The sequence below is a fragment of the Staphylococcus sp. B1(2026) genome, from assembly GCF_058895785.1.
Map to the genome: position 1 here is coordinate 19566 of NZ_JBZXTS010000011.1, position 19868 is coordinate 39433.

Below are 19868 nucleotides of genomic sequence, written 5' to 3' on the forward strand. Positions count from 1 at the left end.
CTTTTATTATATTTATTTTTAATTATTCTCCACGACGACGACGACGTGTTGGACGTGGGAAAAATTCACTTGATGAACTTGAAGGCATTGGTACTTCAGTTGTACGAGCTGTTGACGCTGAATATTCATTTGAAGTAAATGATGGTCTTTCAGGTGTTGGTGTTGCAACAGTTTGTTGTTGTGTTGGACGTGCCTGAACTTCTTCATCAAAACCAGTTGCAATAACAGTAATTACAATCTCTTCTTGTAATTCTGGATTAATTACTGTACCAAAAATCATATTTACATCTTCGTCAGCAGCTTCTTGGACAATTTGTGCAGCAGCTTGTGCTTCAAATAAAGTTAATGATGGACCACCTGTAATATTCATTAACACACCACGTGCACCTACAATTGATGTTTCTAATAAAGGAGATGATATAGCTTTTTTAGCTGCTTCAATTGCACGGTTTTCACCAGTAGCAACACCAATTCCCATTAATGCAGAACCTTGATCCGCCATAATTGTTTTAACATCTGCAAAGTCTAAGTTAACGGCACCAGATACACTAATTAAATCAGAAATACCTTGTACCCCTTGTCTTAATACATTATCTGCTTCAGTAAATGCTTCCATCATTGGTGTTGATTTATCTACAATATCCAATAAACGATCATTTGGAATAACGATTAACGTATCTACTGACCCTTTCATTGCATTAACACCAGCACTTGATTGTACTTGACGTTTACGACCTTCAAAAGAAAATGGACGTGTTACTACACCAACTGTTAAAGCACCTAAACTTTTAGCGATTTGAGCAACGATAGGTGCAGCACCAGTACCAGTACCTCCACCCATACCTGAAGTAACAAATACCATATCAGCACCTTTTAGTGCCTCTTCAATTTTTTCTTTTGTTTCTTCAGCAGCTTTACGACCTACTTCAGGATTAGCACCTGCACCTAATCCTTTTGTTAATTTTTCACCGATTTGAATACGTGTTTGTGCTAATGAACGTTGTAATGCTTGTGCATCAGTATTTACTGCAATAAACTCTACACCTTGCACACCATGTTCAATCATACGGTCAATAGCGTTACCACCACCGCCACCTACACCTACTACTTTAATAACGGCTGCTTGATTAAATTCTTGATCAAAATCTAACATTAATATTTATCCTCCTAGTTTAATTAAACGAATTTGTAATTATGTTTTTAATATTTTCCCATATACGCTGTAAAGTTGATTGATTTTTACTTTGTGGCGATACTTGGTTCACTTTTTTGACTTTTTTCGGCTGATAATTGGTTTTGCCTATTGGCTCAATATAAACCGTTTCTTCATTTTTAGTTTTCTTTTCCATAGGTTCTAAACTTTCTGTCAATTCAATTGTTGAAGCAGAAGTTGTTGACGAACTTGGCTCTTCAATTGCGTCGAATAAATTATCAAAGTAAATACCAGCAAAGATAGTTCCTACTGCTACAGAATATTCTGGCTCTCGTACACCAATCATTTTAGGCATACCTAATTTAACAGGTACATCTAAAATATCACTAGCTAAATCAATAATACCAGGCATATTCGCTGTACCACCTGTTAAAATGATACTACCATTGATACGTTTGACGCCTTGATTTTTCAATGCTTCAAAAGCATCAACTAAAATATTCTCTGCTTGTTCTTCAATATAATCTGCTAAGTCTTTTTGGCTATAAGGCTCTTCATCTTCTCTAAGATTAGGAATATCGATCATCAATTCATCTGATGCATTATCAAAATATGAATGACCACTTTCTAATTTAATTTTTTCAGCTTGTTTTGGAGAAACTGCTAGTACTTCTGAAATTACTGATGTAATTGATGCACCTGCAGTATCTATTGCTTTATTAATTACAATTTGATCATGCTCATAATAAGATACTGATGTAATATGAGCGCCTAGTTCAACAATTAGCGACCCTATTTCACGCTCATCTTCATTTAATAATATCCAACTCAATGCATAACTTGATGGAATAAAATCTTCAATTTCTATATTTAATTGACCTAATACTTTTCTAATCATATTAATTTGTACACGAGGTACAAATACAATTTGACCTACTACTTCTAATGTTTTATAAGCAGTCATACCTTTAGGATTAGCAATTTGTCCAATATCATCTACTTTAAATGACTTAGGTATAAATTGAATGATTTCACGTTCACGTGGCGCAGGTAAAACACGTGTTTCTAAACAAACTTCTTCAATATCTAATCCAGTAATTTCTTTTTTATTAGCAAAATTAATAGTTTGTTTGACTTCTTTAAACATTGTTTGCAAACTAGAAATAGCCACAAAAGCTGAATTTATTTTTTTATTTGAAGCATCTTGAGCTTGTTTTAACGCCTTTTCAATGGCGTTTTTAGCACCATCTTCATCTACAATTACGCCTTTTTTTACAGCTTTGGAATAAACTAATCCCGTACCTAAAATATTAATTTCATCGCTTTTATACTTTTCAGCAACAATGACTTTTACACTATTAGAACCGAAATCAATTGCTGTATAGACTAGTGCTCCATTTGATTGTGTCATGATGGCGCTCCTCTCTTTATAGTTTCTTATAATTAGTATCCTAAAATGGATACTATTATAACCGATAACATTTTAATTTTAACTTGAAACGCTTGTGGTTGCAAGAGAAAAACAGTTTTATTTTTAAATTTATTTTGATTTTCACATAATTAGGTACATTATTGTGACGTTAACTCAACTTCTTTCAGCTCACCATTAGGTGTTAATGTCGTAATCGTTGTAACATTAGCTGGTTTAATTTTATCTTCTGTGGAAGTAGCTTCTGTTATTTTTTTGCCATTAATAGGATTAAAAAATGCACCGACCTCTAAATCTAAGTTCCCTTCACTATTAACTGGTATATTAGCTTTCATTTGAGGATAATATTGAATTTTAACACCAAAACTAGAAATATTACCAATGACTGTCATACCATCTTGCATGTATGCTGTAACTCGTTTGGGATTATCTTCTGCAGGCGTATAAGCTATCTCAGAAATTTGTTGTTGAACATCATTAGGAATTTGTGCTAACTGTTTCATTAATTCTGCAGCATAAATTTTTTGTTTGCTATCTTGCATATCAAAATTAGTTACAATAGGATAACTTAAATAACTATTTGTTACCTCTATTTTTTGCCCATCTTCTAAATATAATTCATTTTTGTTTTGAAAATTAAAATAACCTGCAACTTTATACTCTTCTATATTAATTGTAACAACATTTGGAAACTTCTTTGTTATTTGAATTTCTTTAATGATAGGATAATCTCTTTTTAATTTATCAGATGCTGCTTTTTCATCAATAGCCCAATAACGTTGTCCATTTTTTATAGGACTGTCTTCGATAACTTGTTGAGATGTCAAAATATGATTATTTTTAACATTAATTTGGCTTATTTTTGTGTAATCACTTGCTAGAAAAAAAGCAATTACACCACTAAATACTGTTACAATTAAGACAAACACAATAAATTGTATTAATTGTTTACGTCTTTTTCTACGACGTAACTGTTCATAACTTTTTTTCTTCGTTCTTGCTTGTCTACGTCTAATTCGTTTCTTCATTTACTTCCCTACCTTATCATAAACAAAATTTTTAAACGCTTCACCACGCGCTTCAAAATTTACGTATTGATCCCAAGAAGCACAAGAAGGTGATAATAAAACCGTATCATTTGGTTGTGCAATTTTAATTGCTATATTAACAGCTTCTTCTAATTCGTCAACTTCATATATCAATGGTACATTAGCTTCTCTAGCACGCTGTGCCATTGTTTTTTTAGTTGCCCCATAACAAATGACTGCCGGTAGATTTTTAAAATATGGAATAAGCTCTTTATTGTCTTCGTGACGTTCAAAACCACCACATAACAAAATAACTGAATGGGATTTTAATGCTGTTAATGCTATTTGTGTGGCGATATAATTAGTCGATTTAGAATCATTATAATAAGTTACACCATGATAATTACCAACATATTCTAAACGATGCACCACACCTTTAAAATTATGTAACGCTTTAACAATTGAATCATTATCAACTTGACATAATTTAGCTGCTGCAATCGCTGCTAATATATTTTCTAAATTATGTTCTCCAGGTACTAAAATATCTGATAAGCGACAAATTTGTTCATTATCATAAACAATAGCATCTTTCTCAATCCAAATTCCTTCCTTAATTTTATCATTCGTATAGAAAGGAATAATTTGAGCTTTAATATTAGTTTTATCAAACATTGCTAATTGTTTTCCATTTAAAATGACATAATCATCTGAAGTTTGTTGACTAAATATACGATGTTTAGCTTGATGATAATGTTCTAATTGTTGATGATAATCTAAATGTGCTGATCCTAAATTTGTAATAATAGCAATATGTGGTTTGAAATGTTGTGTTCCTTGTAATTGGAAAGAAGACACTTCTAAAACTAATGTATCTTCAACATTTGTTTCATCTGCAACTTTGCACGCAACATAACCTATATTGCCACCTAACTTAGCTGTTTTCTGACTGTAATTGAACATCTCTCCTATTAATGTCGTCGTTGTTGTTTTACCATTTGTACCAGTAATAGCTACAATAGGCGCCTTCGATAGAACACAAGCTAATTCAATTTCTGTAATAATATTTATATGATGATGCATAGCTTCTTGTAGAAAAGGCACTTGATAAGGTATTCCTGGATTTTTTACTATCAAATCACAATCCACTAATAAACTTTGAGGCTGCTCATTCACATAAACAACTATACCTAATTGCATTAGTTCATCAATTTGTTGTTGTATAGTTGATGTAATATTTTTCTCAGAAAAAGTTACAGTTACTTTTGCACCATATTTATGTAATATTTTTGCCGTTTCATAGCCACTTTTAGCTAGACCAAACACAATAATATTTTTATTTAAAATCTCTGATATATGATTCATAGTCTTCTCCTATTCACAAAAAGGATGACATTTGCCATCCTTTTATTTATATACAATTATTATATTACTAAAACATTAGCTGTCTTTCAAGCAAGTTTATTAGTTTATACTGCAAATGTCGATAATATTGCTGCTAGTAACCCAACTATCCAAAAAACAGCGACAACTTTCGTCTCTTTCCATCCACCTTTTTCATAATGATGATGTAATGGTGTCATTCTAAAAATACGTTTACCACCAGTCTTTTTAAAATAACTTACTTGAATCATAACAGAAGCTGTTTCAGCTACAAAAACAATCCCTGTTAATAACAATAATAGTTCTTGATGTAACATAATAGAAACAGTTGCTAATATACCCCCCAAAGCTAGAGAACCTGTATCTCCCATAAAAATTTTAGCGGGATATTTATTAAAGATTAAAAAACCTACTAAGCTACCTACTAATACTAAACAAAAGCTCATTAATTCTACTTGTTGCTGTTGATAAGCAATAAATGCAAATGCACTAAATGAAAAAATGGCTAATCCTGTTGCTAAACCATCTAATCCATCTGTTAAATTAACGGCATTTGAAAAACCAACTAACCAAAACATAACAAAAATAATATAAGCATAACTTAACGGTATTTGTAATGTCGTAAAAGGAATCACTAAGGCAGCTGTAGCAAATGTAAATTGTGTCATTAAACTATATAAAATAATAAACAATAACGCAACAGCTAATTGTAGTGATAATTTTTGTTTAGGTGTCAATCCTTCATTATTTTTTTTAACAACAATTAAAAAATCATCCATGAAACCAATTAGGCCAAAACAAAATGTTACAAAAATACATAAAAAATAAAAATTTGTTTGTGCACTGTTATCAAAAATAGCCATTAATAATAAAGTAATAATAGTTGCAATTAAAAAGCTTATACCACCTATCGTTGGTGTACCAGTTTTAACTTTATGACTTTCTAATCCTTCTTCTCTTTGAATTTGTCCAAATTTCACACGATGTAAATATGGAATTAATATAGGTAAAATAATTACTGTTATAAAAAATGAAATAACTGGATATACACCAATATTCATATTCTAATCCTCTCTTTTCTCTCATTCATTTCAGATGCTAGAATTACTTAATAATCCTAGCATCTGTTTTTAATCATTACCTTGAGTTTTTAATTGTTTAGCCACAATAGATGATTTTTCATTAAATGTGATAGCCATTGTTTCGACTGTTTCATCAATGATTGTTCCTTGTGGTATTGATTGTTCAGCAACATAACCATTACCTGTAGCTTCTACTGAAATACCAAATTGATGTGCAAATTCTTCTACTTCACGTCTTGACCATCCTGACATATTTGGCATTAAATTAGCACCTTCTGTTCTTAATATCACAAGTGGTATCCCCGTTACATTACTTCCTACAATAGGCAATTGATCGATAATTTCATTACCTTCACCTAATATTTCATAACGTACTGGTATTGTTTGCAATGTATTAATGGCTTCTTCTACTGTTTGTCCTGTAAATTCAGGTATTTCAAACGACTGTAATACTTTGCTATCTTCTGATGACACATTCAAATAAGTTAATGTTTGCAATGTCACATCATTGACTAATTCAGAAGCTTGATTATTTTGAAACTCACCTAAATTTTTTGTTGGTATAGATATAGCACCATAAACAATAATTTGTGGATCTTCTTGCGGCGAATAACCGATAAATGATTGCATCGTTTGTCCAGCACCTTGATAATAAGTACTCGTTTCTGGATCAACTACGTTAGCAGTCCCTGTTTTACCCGCAATTTTATACCCTGGCACTTGATAATTTTCAGCTGTTCCATCATCACCGTATAACACGCTTAGTAAACGTTCTTGCATAGCATCAGCAGTTTCCGGACTAATCACTTGGCCTAAACTTGTTTTTTTACCTAATTCAATTGTTTTATTATTGACTTTATCTATCATTTTCGTCACAAAATAAGGTTTTAACATTTCACCACGATTAGTCATTGTTGTTTCTGCTTGTATCATTTGAATAGGGGTCACCGTTGTTCCTTGTCCGAAAACAGAAGTATATTTACTTAATTTTTCATCAAATAATAATGTTCCTTTAGCTTCACTATTGTACAAAATACCTGTTTTTTTACCAAAACCAAATTTTTCATACCAAGGTTTTAAATTATCTTCACCGAATTGTGACAGTAATGTCATCATTAAAGTGTTTGATGATTGTTGAAACCCTTGATCCTCTGTGATTTTTCCCCAACCAACTTTATTCCAGTCGCTAATTTTAATACCGTCTACTTCATAAGAACCTGACATATATGTTGCATTTTTATCGAAAATATTATTTTCAATAAATGTTGCTAAAGAAAATGTCTTAATTGTTGACCCTGGTTCATAAACTTTTTGAAAAATAGAATTAATCCAAGCTGTTTCAATACCTTCTCCAGTATTTGGGTTAAATGCCGGTCTTTGACTCATTGCTAAAATTTCACCTGTTTTAGCATTGGCGACAATAATAAATGCATCTTTAGGCACATATTTTTTATAAACTTTATCTAAAGCATTTTCTGCAAACAACTGAATATTTTTATCTATCGTCAAATGAATATCATTACCATCTTGTTGTTTTAATTCTTTGTCAGGTAAATTAGAAACTTGTTGGCCCCAAGCATCCATTGCATAAACTTTCCATCCCGCAGTGCCGGATAAATAACTATCGAATGTTTTTTCTAAACCAAATTGACCATGTGGTAAATTATCTCCCCCTTCATCTTTAGAAATCGTTTGTGCATACCCTAAAAATGTGCCGCCCAAATAACCATTCGGATAATATCTAGCCGTACTTTCTTCAAATTGAATACCCGGTAATTTTGCTAACTCAATTTCATTTTTAACAGTCGCCGGTAGATTTTTACCTGCTGCACCAAATTCTACTTGATAGGTATCTGCTGTAGCTTCATCTAAAATTTTTAAAATTTCTTCTTTAGACATTTTAATATGTTGAGATAAAATATCTGCTGTATGATTTTTATCTACTACATGTTGTGGTGCTTCTTCTGTTTCACCTTTAACATTACCTAGTACAGCTACCAATTTATAAACTTCTCTATTACCGGCAAGTACATTACCATTTCTATCATAAATAATGCCTCGTTCTGGTAATAAATCTATTTGCCTTGTATATTTATCGGCTGCCACTTTAGATAAATCAACACCAAATATAGTGTGATGTGTTAATATCATCGGCAATAAAATAAACGTAAATAAGAAGATATAGAAAAATGCGATATATCCGTAGATGACGACCTTAATAGTTTTTAAGTTGATATATCGCTTTTCCTCTATATTTTTATTATTTGCTTTATTGCGAATAGTATTATTAAGTAAAGTGACAAACCTCTGCCACATTTTTTTCATATTTTATTTCACAACCTTTATATTATCCTGCTGTAATTTCAATCCTAGTTCATTTGCTTTATCAGCTATACGGTCATAAGATGACAACTCACTGATTTGAATAGATAATTCATTATTATCTTTTTGTAATTGTTGAATTTCAATAGATTGTTTTGTTAGTGTTTGATGTACTGAATAAGTTGTTGATCTAAAAACTAATGTTGATACCGCTAACGAACAACTTATTACGAAGATTATAACACAAAACATAAAATCTTTACTATATTTTACACCTATTTTTGTTTTGTTTGATGCAACTAAATGATGGTTATATGCGCGTCTAACTACTTTAGTTGTTGTCATTAATCGTCATCTCCCTTATTTTTCCTGTTACTCGCAATTTTGCACTTCTCGCCCTGTTATTATCAGCTAATTCTTGATGAGAGGCTTCAATTGGCTTTCTTGTGATTTTTTTCAATACTGGTTGATATTCTGTAGGAATAATTGGTAAGCCTCGTGGTACATCAGGTTGTTTTTCATAACTATTAAATATTTGCTTACATAATCTATCTTCTAATGAATGAAATGTAATAACTGAAATTCTCCCGCCTACTTTAATCAAATCAATGGCTTGTTCTAGCGATTCTTCAAAAGCACCTAATTCATCATTCACTGCAATACGAATAGCTTGAAATATACGTTTTGCAGGATGTCCACCTTTTCGTCTAGCCGCGGCAGGAATAGCTGATTTTATAATATCTACTAATTCAAATGTTGTTGTAATAGTATGATTTTGACGTGTTTTTTCAATTGCTCTTGCAATTTGTTTAGAAAATTTTTCTTCACCATAGCGATAAAAAATTCTAACTAGATCTTCATATGGCCATTCATTAACGACATTTAATGCTGTTAATGAATTTGTTTGATCCATACGCATATCTAATATTGCATCATGTTGATAACTAAAACCACGTTCTGGAATATCTAATTGAGGTGATGATACACCTAAATCATAAATAATACCATCTACTTTATCTATGTTACATTTCGCCATCTCGTGTGCAATATCTCTAAAATTGGCTTTTATAAACGTAACTTTATCTAAATATTTTGTTAATTTATTTTTCGCATTATCTAGTGCCATTTGATCTTGATCAAAGCAATATAAATGACCTGTCGACAATTGTTTTACTAAATATTCACTGTGTCCAGCGCCACCTAAAGTGCAATCAATATAAATACCATCTTCTTTAACTGATAGATTATCTACAGTTTCATGCAATAATACTGTTTTATGGTTAAACATGTTAATACACATTCTTTCTTTAATTATTTTAAAAATCAAAATCTAAGTCTTCTGCAATCTGTTCGAAATTATTAGCCGCATTTTCATAAGTGTTGTCCCAAACAACTTCATCCCATACTTCAATACGATTGGATGTTCCTATAATAACGCAATTTTTCTCAAGATTAGCATGTTGACATAAATGTTTTGGAATATTAATACGCCCTTGTTTGTCTACTTCAACTTCTATTGCACCTGCAAAAAAGAAACGTTGAAAAGCACGAGCATCTTTTTTGGTAAATGGGAGAGATTTTATTTTTTCTTCTAGTTTTTGCCATTCGTCCAAAGTATAACCGAATAAACAGTTATCTAAGCCACGAGTTAAAATAAAACGTGATGTTAAATCATCTCTAAACTTAACAGGGACACTAATACGACCTTTTGCGTCTAGTTTATTACGATATTCACCGATTAACATACACTCTCCCCCTTCTATACTCTAATTTACCACATTTACCCACTTTATACCACAATAATATGAAAAAAAGTTAAATTTTATTGACTTTAATATAAGATGAATTGCAAATAATATTGCGACACTCATAACATATTAAGTTCGTGCATAAAGATTTCAAAAGGAGTTTGATAGTCAAGACATTTTCTCGGTCGACTATTAAGCTCTTTTAGATTTTCAATTAATTCTTTAACTGCTATTTTGGCTAAGTCTGTTTTTTTAGGATAGTATTCTCTCAATAATCCATTTGAATTTTCATTACTCCCTCTTTGCCAAGCCGAATAAGGATCTGCAAAATAAAAATCTATGCCATAATTTTCTATGTCTTTGTAACAAGCAAATTCTTTTCCTCTATCTGAAGTAAAACTTTTTATCGCTTCTTTTGGTAGAGATCTAATTAGCTGTTGTACAGCTTTAAACATGGAATCTTTTGTTCTATCTTTCATCGGTATGACCATATAAAATCTTGTTTTCATTTCTACAAAAGTGGCAAAACATCCTTTGCTTTTTCCTCTTGAAGAAACAACTGTATCTACTTCCCAATGACCAAAATTTATTCTTTTCTTAATTTCTTTTGGTCTATTTCTTATTGAATTACCTATATTAAATTTGCCTCTTGTTTCTTTTGCTTTTTTAGATTTACCTTTTCTTCTAAGTTTTCTAATATCAAAATTTAAAATACCTGAATAAAGCCAATTATATATTGTTTTAAAACAAAGTTTATCTTTAAACAGACGTCCAATTATTTGTTCTGGTGACCATTTTGAATTTAATTTTTCTATTATAGCTCGCTTTATTTGTTCAGTTACTTTGCTTTTTCTCCCCTTAACTGATGCCTTAGTTTCTTTGTTTTTTTGTGCATCATTTGCATAGTAGATGCTTTGACATCTTTTCAACTCTCTAGCAATTGTAGAATGATGACATCCTAAAATTTTCGCTATTCTTCTAGAAGAATAACCTTCTTTGTTTAAAACCTCTATCTTATTTCTATCATTTAGTGTAAGATGATGATATCTCATATTAATCTCCGTGATTGTTTTTGTCGTTATTAACAGTTTACACGAAGTTAATATGAGATTTCTATTTTATTTAGTGTCGCATTTAATTTTACAACCTATCATAATAAAAAAGCATCTTAATAACAAATATGTAAAAAATACCTCATGTTCATTATTAAAACGCTTACTAATATAACTCGACCATTTCAACATAAAAAAAGCATTAGTCATAGACTAATGCTTAAACATTATTTTCCGGAATATGTTTTTTTAGTTTTTAGGCTCAATTACAACGCGGCCTTTATACATACCAGTTTTTTTGTTAATACGGTGGCTCATTTTATATTCACCAGACGCTGCTTCAACTGAAATTCCAGGTACTTCTAATTTTTGATGAGTACGGCGTTTACGCTTAGCCGTTTTCGAAGTTCTTCTAAATGGAACTGCCATTGCTAAATTCCTCCTTTAAATCATTAAGATAATTTACATAACAGAGCTCTGTACTCTCTATGATTCAGATGAATGAGATGGAAATAATGATTTTAATTTATCAAATTGCGCATGTTGTTTACTATCATTTGCATTTTCTTCAAAATCATCTTCTGATATAAGCATCCAATCTTGACCTTTAGGAAATTTTGTTAAATCTACATCATCTGCATAAACTTGTGTAGGTTTATTAATTAATACCAATTCCTCAATTATTGGTGTTAAATCAATAGTATGACCCTTATAGCAGTGTAATGTTTCATTATCAACGTCTTCAATATTATCTACAAATATTTCGACACTATTAATAGAAAAAGGTACGATTACTTCTTCTAAAGTACGAGAACAAGGTAATACATAACTACCTGTTAAATTAAACGTTACTGTTGTTTGATGTGTATCATACAATAGTTCACCTTTAATTTTTGAATTTTCTATTCTAATAATTTCTGGATCAATGTTGATTAAATAAGACAAATCAATTTCCTCAACAAATGGAAGTGGCTTATTTAAATACTTATATAGTTGTTGTAATGACCATTTCATATATGAAATCACCTCTTTAAGCACATGTAATATTTTATATTGTCTATTTAAACATGTCAAGTTTTTTTTCTTAACAGGCTAGCTTTTTCAATACTTACATTATTTTACTATACTATTTATTATCTAACAAGTATAATGATAACAAAAACAAAGGAAGGAAGAGACACATTGAAGGTTGTAGGTCTTATTGCAGAATTTAATCCATTTCATAATGGTCATGCTTATCTTATCGAACAAATAAAAAAACAACATCACGCTGATATTATTATATGTGTCATGAGTGGCCATTTTTTACAACGTGGTGAACCAGCAATTATTGATAAATGGTCACGAGCTAAAATCGCTTGTTTAAATGGTGTAGATATTGTAATTGAATTGCCTTATACAGCAAGTGTCCAACCTTCAGATATTTTTGCAACAGCGGCAATAACCATTTTAAACAATTGCCATATTAGTCACTTAGCTTTTGGCTGTGAAAATAATAATTTGCACACACTTCTTTCACAAGCACAATTAATTCAACAATCCGAACAACAAATTTATAGTTATATGCAACAAGGTGATAATTATGCACAAGCTACTAAAAAAGTAATACCTCAATTAATTTTATCACCTAACAATATTTTAGCATTATCTTACCTTAAAGCAATTAATGCCATTAATCATAAAATCGAACCAATTGCCATTCAGCGTTTAGCTAGTCAATATCACGACATAGTGCCACAGCACGATACGATTGCTAGTGCAACTGCCCTTAGACATTTATTATATAATAAACAACCAATTGAACAATATGTACCTAAAGAGGGCTATGATATTTTAGTCAATCAGCTACATTCTTTTCTTGAAATGTACTGGCCGGCTTTAAAAACAATATTAGCACGAGCTACTGCAGAAGAACTACGTCAAATTTATGACATACGTGAAGGTTTAGAATACAGATTATTAAAATATTGGCAACAAGCAACTAACTTAGCACATTTTATCTCACTCGTTAAAACAAAACGATATAGTTCAGCACGTATTCAGCGCTGCTGCTGTCATATTTTAACTAATACACAGCAACAATTCATAAATAATTATAACACTAATCACTATCATATTTTAGCATTAAATCATATAGGTAGAAGCTATTTAAAAACTTTAAAAAATAACACTACTGAGATGAATTTTCATACCAATATTAATCAAAAAAACAGTCATTTCTTTACACATGATATTCGTGTTACTCAAGTATATGATTCACCACAATCAACAGGTTTAAACGACTTTACCAAACAACCTTTTATAAACAAAAACGATGATTAAAGTAATGATTAATCATCGTTTTTGTTTGAATTTTTCTTTTAAAGATGCTGCCACAATTTCTGGCACAAGATTATCTATATCTCCACCGACTTTAGCCACACCTTTAACAATACTAGAACTAATAAATGAATATTGTTGATTGGTCATCATATAAAAAGTTTCAATCTCTTTATTCAAATGTTTATTCATAGAAGTTAATTGTAATTCATATTCAAAATCTGATACTGCTCTTAGACCACGAACTAAAACTTGCGCATTCTTTTGTACAGCATAATCTACTAATAAACCAGAAAAAGCATCCACCTTTACATTAGGAAAATCTTTAGTCACTTCTTCTAGCATAGCTACACGCTCTTCTATAGTAAATAATGGTTGTTTATCCGTATTAATTAATACTGCAACAAGTATATCATCAAAATATTGAGAGCTTCGTCTAATAATATCAACATGTCCATTAGTTACTGGATCAAAACTTCCTGGTACGACAGCTATTTTTTTCATAGATCATCCTCATCTGTTATTAATATTTCTATTTTAGTTATCCCACATAAACGTGATTTAAATACTTTATAACCAAACAAATGATAATCATAATTTTCATTTTTATCCATTTCACAAATAATTAAACCGTTCGGTAATAATAAGTCATGGTCACTAATTTTTTGTAAGCTTTGCTGCAATAGTTTAGTATTATAAGGTGGGTCTAAAAAAATCATATCAAATTTCTTATCATTAGCAATAAAAGTATCTAAACTATTATTGGCATTAGCTTTAACTAGTTGATAGTCATTGTGATCAATTCGACATTTATCTATGTTTTCTTGTATAATTTTGACAACCTTCGGATGTTGTTCGACAAAAATACAATGTTTAGCACCACGACTTAATGCTTCAATACCCAAACTACCACTACCCGCAAATAAATCTAATACATCACCTTCAATATAGCCTGTTAACATATTAAACACAGTTTCTTTAATTTTATCTGTTGTCGGACGCGTATTATTTGAATTTATTGTTTTTAAAGGAATCCCTCTATATCTTCCTGCTATAACTCTCATTTTTCACCTCATAAATTATTTATGTAAATAAGTTATCATCTTTCTCTATTTCTTCTAGTTTTTCATAATGATGTGGCATTTCATTAATATGAGAGACTTTAATTTCTTTAACAAAAGAAAATTCATTCAACATCATTATAGTTGCATTTAATTCAGATTGATCTACATAAATATATACATATTTTTGTTTTCGTGAAATATATTGAATTGTACCTATTTTTTTTATTTGTTTTTCTTGCCTCATATTTTTCAAGTAAACATAAATACCACAACGTTGTTTCACTTCACTTAACATGTTTGTCCTCCAGAACTTTTACAACCACATCCTTTTTTATTCTTTTTCGCAATAAAAAAAGGACTACCTGCGTCAACTTTAATATTAACACTCACTGATTCTGCTAATTTTTCAACAATTTGATCTAATAACACCTGTAATTGTACTTCAGCTTTTTTATATTGTGCCACTGCTGATAAACAATCCACTTCTTTTTTTAATTTTCTTAATGCCTTAGAAGTTTCTTTGTAATCAGGATGATGATAACCATATTGTTGTATATCTGTAAATTTTTCACGTAATGCTGTAAATTCATTTATTTTATCCGTTGCTATTTGATCATGTTTTAGTACCTTTGCACATTCTATATAATTTATATAAATTTCAGAATGATAGATAGCTGTTAATAATTTATCTAGTTGTTCATAATATAGCTCCACTGATAAAACCTACTTTCTTAGATTAGATAATTTTATTATACCACTGATATTTATATTTATTCTACAAAAAATTACGCAATTAATCGGACATTCAGTATGTCTATTAATTGCGTAACTATATTAATCATTAGTCATTGGCATGTGTTGCTTGATAAATTTGTTCGTCTAATTCTTTCATATAATGTTCTTTTTGCATTGATGACCAATTTAAGTAATCATTCATAACATTCATAACAGCTTCTTTATTTTCTAATACTTCTTTAATATTAAAGAACAATAATCCTGTACGACGAATAAAGAAATCTGTTGGCGAAACAACCATTTCTTCGTTTAACGCATACATTAAACGACTGTATAATAATAGTGATAAATTCACAGCTTGTGCATTATCTTTTGATGTCGAAGCAATATCATAAATCTTTTTGCAATTTGTACCATAATATCTAGCAACAAATCTTGATTCTTCTTCAGATAAACCTGCATTTACCCCTATCTCAATATTGTCAGAAATAAATTGTTCTTGTCTTGTTGAACCACCAAAATCACCACCTGATATAGGTGTTGTTTTCGTATCACACGCTTTAAATGTTTGATTGTATCTTGATGATAACTCTTCAGCTACTTTATCTACAACATCTTGTGCCATATGTCTGTAACCTGTTAATTTACCACCTGCAATGGTCATCAGTTTCGATTCTCCCATCCAAATTTCATCTTTACGAGAAATTTCTGATGGATCCTTACCTTCTTCCCAAATTAAAGGTCTAACACCTGCCCATTGTGATTCAATGTCATCTACAGTTAAATTTAATGACGGGAACATGTAATTAATCGCATCAATTACATATTGACGATCTGACGATGTTGGTTTCGGGTTAATTGGACGCTCTTCATAAAAAGTATCTGTAGTCCCAACATATGTTTTACCATCTCGTGGCACCGCAAAAACCATACGTCCATCACTCTCAGTATCAAAATAAACAGATTGATTTAGCGGAAAACGTGCATTATCAAATACTAAATGTATACCTTTAGTTAAACGTAAATTTTTATTATTTTTAACATAGTCTTTAAAACGTACATCATCTACCCATGGTCCAGTAGCATTAACCACTTGTTTTGCTGAAATTTCATAAGTTTCTTGTGTTAATTCATCTTGAATTTTCATACCCGCAACTTCTTTTTTATCGTTGTATAAAAACTCTGTACCTACTGTATAGTTAATCGCTACTGCACCGAATTCACGCGCTTTTTTCAACACTTCAATAACTAAACGTGCATCATCTGTACGATATTCTACATAATAACCGCCACCTTTTAAATCTTCAGCTTTCACTAATGGGGCTTTGTCTAAAGTTTCTTGTGCAGTTAACATTGTACGACGTTCAGATTTTTTAACACCAGCTAATCTATCATATACTGATAAACCAATTGAGGTTGAATATTTACCAAATGTACCACCTTTATGGAAAGGTAATAACATCCACTCAGGCGTTGTTACATGTGGTCCATTTTCATAAACAATTGCTCGTTCACGTCCAGTTTCCATTACTACTCCAATTTGTGCTTGTTTTAAGTAACGTAAACCTCCGTGTACTAATTTCGTTGATTTACTTGATGTACCTGAAGCAAAATCATTTTTTTCAATTAAAGCAACTTTCATACCACGTTGTGCTGCATCAAAAGCAATACCACAACCAGTAATTCCACCACCTATAATCAATAAATCAAATTCTTGAGAAGCTAATTGCTCACGATATTGTGAACGTTGTTTTGTTGAAAATTCCATAAAAACACTCCATTCTAAATAATAAAAACACCACGACACGCCTAAATTTACTATTAAGCGACATCATGATGTTTTCTCAAATAATCATATTTTATTAACTTGTTTTTAATTATACACTAATTATCTAATTTAAACAACTGTGTTGCTTGAACTGCTTTTTGCCAACCTTTGTATAATTTTTCTCTTTGTTCTTCTGCCATTGTTGGTTCGAAAATTTTATCTTGTGCCCAGTTTAATGACACTTGATCTAAATTCTCCCAGAACCCTACTGCTAGACCTGCCAAGTAAGCAGCACCTAATGCTGTTGATTCATTATTCACTGGACGTTCTACAGGTACATTTAAAATGTCTGATTGGAATTGCATTAAGAAATTATTCTTAACTGCACCACCATCTACACGTAAAGTTTTTAAAGTAATACCTGATTCTTGTTCCATCACTTTTAATACATCACGTGTTTGATAGCCCAATGATTCTAATGTTGCACGAATAAAATGTTCTTTTCCTGAACCACGTGTTAAACCAAACACTGCACCACGAGCTTCTGAATCCCAATAAGGTGTACCTAACCCTGTAAATGCTGGTACAACATAAACACCTTCTGTTGATTCAATACGATTTGCATATTCTTCAGTGTGTGAGGCATCTTTAACCATACGCATGCTATCACGTAACCATTGAATAGATGAACCTGCTACAAAGATAGAACCTTCTAAAGCATAAGTAACTTTACCATCTAATCCCCATGCAATAGTTGTTAATAAACCATGTTCAGAAGCGACTGCTTTTTCCCCTGTATTCATTAACATAAAACATCCTGTACCATAAGTGTTTTTAACCATCCCTGATTCAAAACAATTTTGACCAAATAATGCTGCCTGTTGATCTCCAGCAATACCTGAAATCGGCACATTCAAACCAAAGAAATGATAACCTGCTGTATTTGCATATACTTCACTAGAAGGTTTAACTTCAGGTAAAATTTGTTTTGGAACTGTTAAAATATCACATAATTCATCATCCCATTGTAAATCGTGAATATTATAAATCAATGTACGTGAAGCATTTGAATAATCTGTTACATGCGCTTCACCACCAGATAATTTCCATACTAACCAAGTATCAATTGTACCGAATAATAATTGACCATTTTCAGCTTTTTCACGTGCACCTTCTACATTATCTAATAACCATTTAATTTTAGAACCCGAGAAATACGGATCTAAAATTAATCCTGTTTTACTTCTAAATAATGGTTCTAAACCTTTTTCTCTTAAATCTTTTGTAATTTCTTCTGTTTGACGTGATTGCCAAACTAATGCGTGATAAATAGGACGACCTGTTTCTTTATCCCAAATTACTGTTGTTTCACGTTGATTAGTAATACCAATTGCTTCAATTTGTTGAGGTTCTACACTGTTTTCACCTAATACACGTGCAATACATGCTAAAACAGATCCCCAAATTTCATTCGCATCATGTTCGACCCAACCTGGTTGTGGAAAATACTGTTTGAATTCTTGTTGTGCTACACCGGCAACATTTCCTTTTTTATCAACTAACATCGCTCTTGAACTTGTTGTACCTTGATCTAAAGTTAAAATATATTTTTCCATGATAATACTTCCTCCAATAATAAAATTATGCTTCTTTTTTTGTCATAATAAAACTTACTACTAATAATAAAATTGTAACCACAATAATTGGTAATGTATAAGGTGAAAATTCACATTTATATATCGGTGAATAAATGACAACTGCTAAAGCACCTCCTACTAATGGACCTACTACTGGAATCCATGCATATGACCAATCACTTGAACCTTTTCCAGCAATCGGTAAAATAGCATGTGCAAGACGTGGACCAAAGTCACGTGCTGGGTTAATGGCATAACCTGTTGTACCACCTAAACTTAAACCAATTGCAACAATTAAAGCACCTACTACTAATGGATTTAAGCCATCTACAAAATTATTTGTTCCAATATATAGTAATCCTAATACTAGTACAAGTGTACCTAAAACTTCACTCATCACATTACTAAAAGTATGTTTGATTGCTGGACCAGTTGCAAATACACCCAACTTTATCCCCGCATCTTGAGTTGCTTTCCAATGTGGTAAAAATTGTAAATAAATAATTGCCGAACCTATCATTGCACCTAACAATTGAGCAATAATATATGGCACAACTAAATTCCATTTAAATGTACCTGCTAATGCAAGTGCTAACGTTACTGCTGGATTCAAATGAGCACCACTAATATTACCTACTGCATAGATGGCTAATGTCACTGCCAATCCCCAACCTAATGCGACAACAATCCATCCAGAATCCTTAGCATAAGATTTATTAAGACTGGTATTTGCACAAACCCCTGCTCCAAAAACAATTAAAATTGCTGTACCAAATAACTCTCCTATAAATGCTTCCATTTAATATCCCTCCTATTTTGTTATAAGCGATAAAAAGAGCATAGTAAATCTAGTCCTAACAGTATCTCAGACTATTTTTCTATGCTCTCATCTCTCCGCTTTTATTAACTTATACAAAATATATCATAGCAAGCGTTTTCAGTCAATATATTTTTCACAAAAAATTCATTTTTCGTTTTAAATTTATTCACAATTGCAAAACTAAATAGGAAAACAAGACTCAGGAACAACCGATTGATCAGTTATTCTTAAGACTTATTACTTTGGTTCTATAATTTAAGAATCTGGGAAAAACTAGCCTATAAATAAAAATAATCGTGATATGCTCCCCTTATGGTGGACACTAAAA

The 19868-nt window shown here is 31.2% G+C and carries 20 protein-coding genes; 1 reads left to right on the top strand and 19 read right to left on the bottom strand.

Annotated features, from left to right (window positions below):
- Nucleotides 1-22 precede the first annotated feature (22 nt).
- The 12 genes from ftsZ to AC5EAH_RS03340 all read right to left on the bottom strand — a co-directional run bounded on the left by ftsZ (nt 23) and on the right by AC5EAH_RS03340 (nt 12211).
- Nucleotides 23-1153, bottom strand: coding sequence for a cell division protein FtsZ (ftsZ, locus tag AC5EAH_RS03285; protein ID WP_493493327.1), 1131 nt, complete (start codon nt 1151-1153; stop codon nt 23-25).
- A gap of 19 nt (nt 1154-1172) precedes the next feature.
- Nucleotides 1173-2564 (bottom strand): cell division protein FtsA, encoded by a 1392-nt coding sequence (ftsA, locus tag AC5EAH_RS03290; RefSeq protein ID WP_493493328.1) that lies wholly within the window; start codon nt 2562-2564, stop codon nt 1173-1175.
- Nucleotides 2565-2722: 158 nt separating this feature from the next.
- Nucleotides 2723-3610 carry a cell division protein FtsQ/DivIB gene (locus AC5EAH_RS03295; protein WP_493493329.1) on the bottom strand — a complete coding sequence of 296 codons (888 nt, stop codon included), beginning with the start codon at nt 3608-3610 and terminating at the stop codon, nt 2723-2725.
- Complete coding sequence (gene murD / locus AC5EAH_RS03300; protein WP_493493330.1) at nt 3611-4975, bottom strand: UDP-N-acetylmuramoyl-L-alanine--D-glutamate ligase; 1365 nt, start codon at nt 4973-4975, stop codon at nt 3611-3613. It abuts the gene before it with no gap.
- Nucleotides 4976-5079: 104 nt separating this feature from the next.
- Nucleotides 5080-6054: a phospho-N-acetylmuramoyl-pentapeptide-transferase gene (mraY, locus tag AC5EAH_RS03305; RefSeq protein WP_493493331.1), complete on the bottom strand. Its 975-nt coding sequence runs from the start codon at nt 6052-6054 to the stop codon at nt 5080-5082.
- A 69-nt stretch (nt 6055-6123) separates the two neighbouring features.
- Nucleotides 6124-8400, bottom strand: a complete 2277-nt coding sequence (locus AC5EAH_RS03310; RefSeq protein WP_493493332.1) for a penicillin-binding transpeptidase domain-containing protein — start codon at nt 8398-8400, stop codon at nt 6124-6126.
- A gap of 3 nt (nt 8401-8403) precedes the next feature.
- Entirely contained in the window at nt 8404-8742 is a 339-nt protein-coding gene (gene ftsL / locus AC5EAH_RS03315; protein ID WP_493493333.1) for a cell division protein FtsL, read from the bottom strand.
- Nucleotides 8729-9685, bottom strand: coding sequence for a 16S rRNA (cytosine(1402)-N(4))-methyltransferase RsmH (rsmH, locus tag AC5EAH_RS03320; protein ID WP_493493334.1), 957 nt, complete (start codon nt 9683-9685; stop codon nt 8729-8731). Before rsmH ends, ftsL begins: the two co-directional genes overlap by 14 nt.
- A 28-nt stretch (nt 9686-9713) precedes the next feature.
- Nucleotides 9714-10142, bottom strand: a complete 429-nt coding sequence (gene mraZ, locus AC5EAH_RS03325) for a division/cell wall cluster transcriptional repressor MraZ (protein WP_493493335.1) — start codon at nt 10140-10142, stop codon at nt 9714-9716.
- A 122-nt stretch (nt 10143-10264) separates the two neighbouring features.
- Nucleotides 10265-11197 carry an IS30 family transposase gene (locus AC5EAH_RS03330; protein WP_493493336.1) on the bottom strand — a complete coding sequence of 311 codons (933 nt, stop codon included), beginning with the start codon at nt 11195-11197 and terminating at the stop codon, nt 10265-10267.
- Nucleotides 11198-11446: 249 nt separating this feature from the next.
- Nucleotides 11447-11626, bottom strand: a complete 180-nt coding sequence (gene rpmF, locus AC5EAH_RS03335; protein ID WP_493493337.1) for a 50S ribosomal protein L32 — start codon at nt 11624-11626, stop codon at nt 11447-11449.
- Nucleotides 11627-11683: 57 nt separating this feature from the next.
- Nucleotides 11684-12211, bottom strand: a complete 528-nt coding sequence (locus AC5EAH_RS03340) for a YceD family protein (RefSeq protein WP_493493338.1) — start codon at nt 12209-12211, stop codon at nt 11684-11686.
- A gap of 168 nt (nt 12212-12379) precedes the next feature.
- Between AC5EAH_RS03340 and AC5EAH_RS03345 the strand changes: the two genes are divergently transcribed.
- Nucleotides 12380-13519, top strand: a complete 1140-nt coding sequence (locus AC5EAH_RS03345) for a nucleotidyltransferase (protein WP_493493339.1) — start codon at nt 12380-12382, stop codon at nt 13517-13519.
- Nucleotides 13520-13531: 12 nt separating this feature from the next.
- Here AC5EAH_RS03345 and coaD read toward each other — a convergent pair whose 3' ends face one another.
- From coaD to AC5EAH_RS03380, 7 genes are all read right to left on the bottom strand, one after another.
- Nucleotides 13532-14020: a pantetheine-phosphate adenylyltransferase gene (gene coaD / locus AC5EAH_RS03350; RefSeq protein WP_493493340.1), complete on the bottom strand. Its 489-nt coding sequence runs from the start codon at nt 14018-14020 to the stop codon at nt 13532-13534.
- Nucleotides 14017-14580: a 16S rRNA (guanine(966)-N(2))-methyltransferase RsmD gene (gene rsmD, locus AC5EAH_RS03355; RefSeq protein WP_493493341.1), complete on the bottom strand. Its 564-nt coding sequence runs from the start codon at nt 14578-14580 to the stop codon at nt 14017-14019. Before rsmD ends, coaD begins: the two co-directional genes overlap by 4 nt.
- A gap of 19 nt (nt 14581-14599) precedes the next feature.
- On the bottom strand, nt 14600-14875 hold the full coding sequence (locus tag AC5EAH_RS03360) for a DUF2129 domain-containing protein (RefSeq protein ID WP_493493342.1): 276 nt from the start codon (nt 14873-14875) through the stop codon (nt 14600-14602).
- Nucleotides 14869-15294 (bottom strand): YlbF/YmcA family competence regulator, encoded by a 426-nt coding sequence (locus tag AC5EAH_RS03365; protein WP_493493343.1) that lies wholly within the window; start codon nt 15292-15294, stop codon nt 14869-14871. Before AC5EAH_RS03365 ends, AC5EAH_RS03360 begins: the two co-directional genes overlap by 7 nt.
- 127 nt (nt 15295-15421) lie before the next feature.
- On the bottom strand, nt 15422-17083 hold the full coding sequence (locus AC5EAH_RS03370) for a glycerol-3-phosphate dehydrogenase/oxidase (protein WP_493493344.1): 1662 nt from the start codon (nt 17081-17083) through the stop codon (nt 15422-15424).
- Nucleotides 17084-17199: 116 nt separating this feature from the next.
- On the bottom strand, nt 17200-18699 hold the full coding sequence (gene glpK / locus AC5EAH_RS03375) for a glycerol kinase GlpK (protein ID WP_493493345.1): 1500 nt from the start codon (nt 18697-18699) through the stop codon (nt 17200-17202).
- A 25-nt stretch (nt 18700-18724) separates the two neighbouring features.
- Nucleotides 18725-19519, bottom strand: coding sequence for an MIP/aquaporin family protein (locus AC5EAH_RS03380; protein WP_493493346.1), 795 nt, complete (start codon nt 19517-19519; stop codon nt 18725-18727).
- Between the last annotated feature and the right edge of the window lie 349 nt (nt 19520-19868).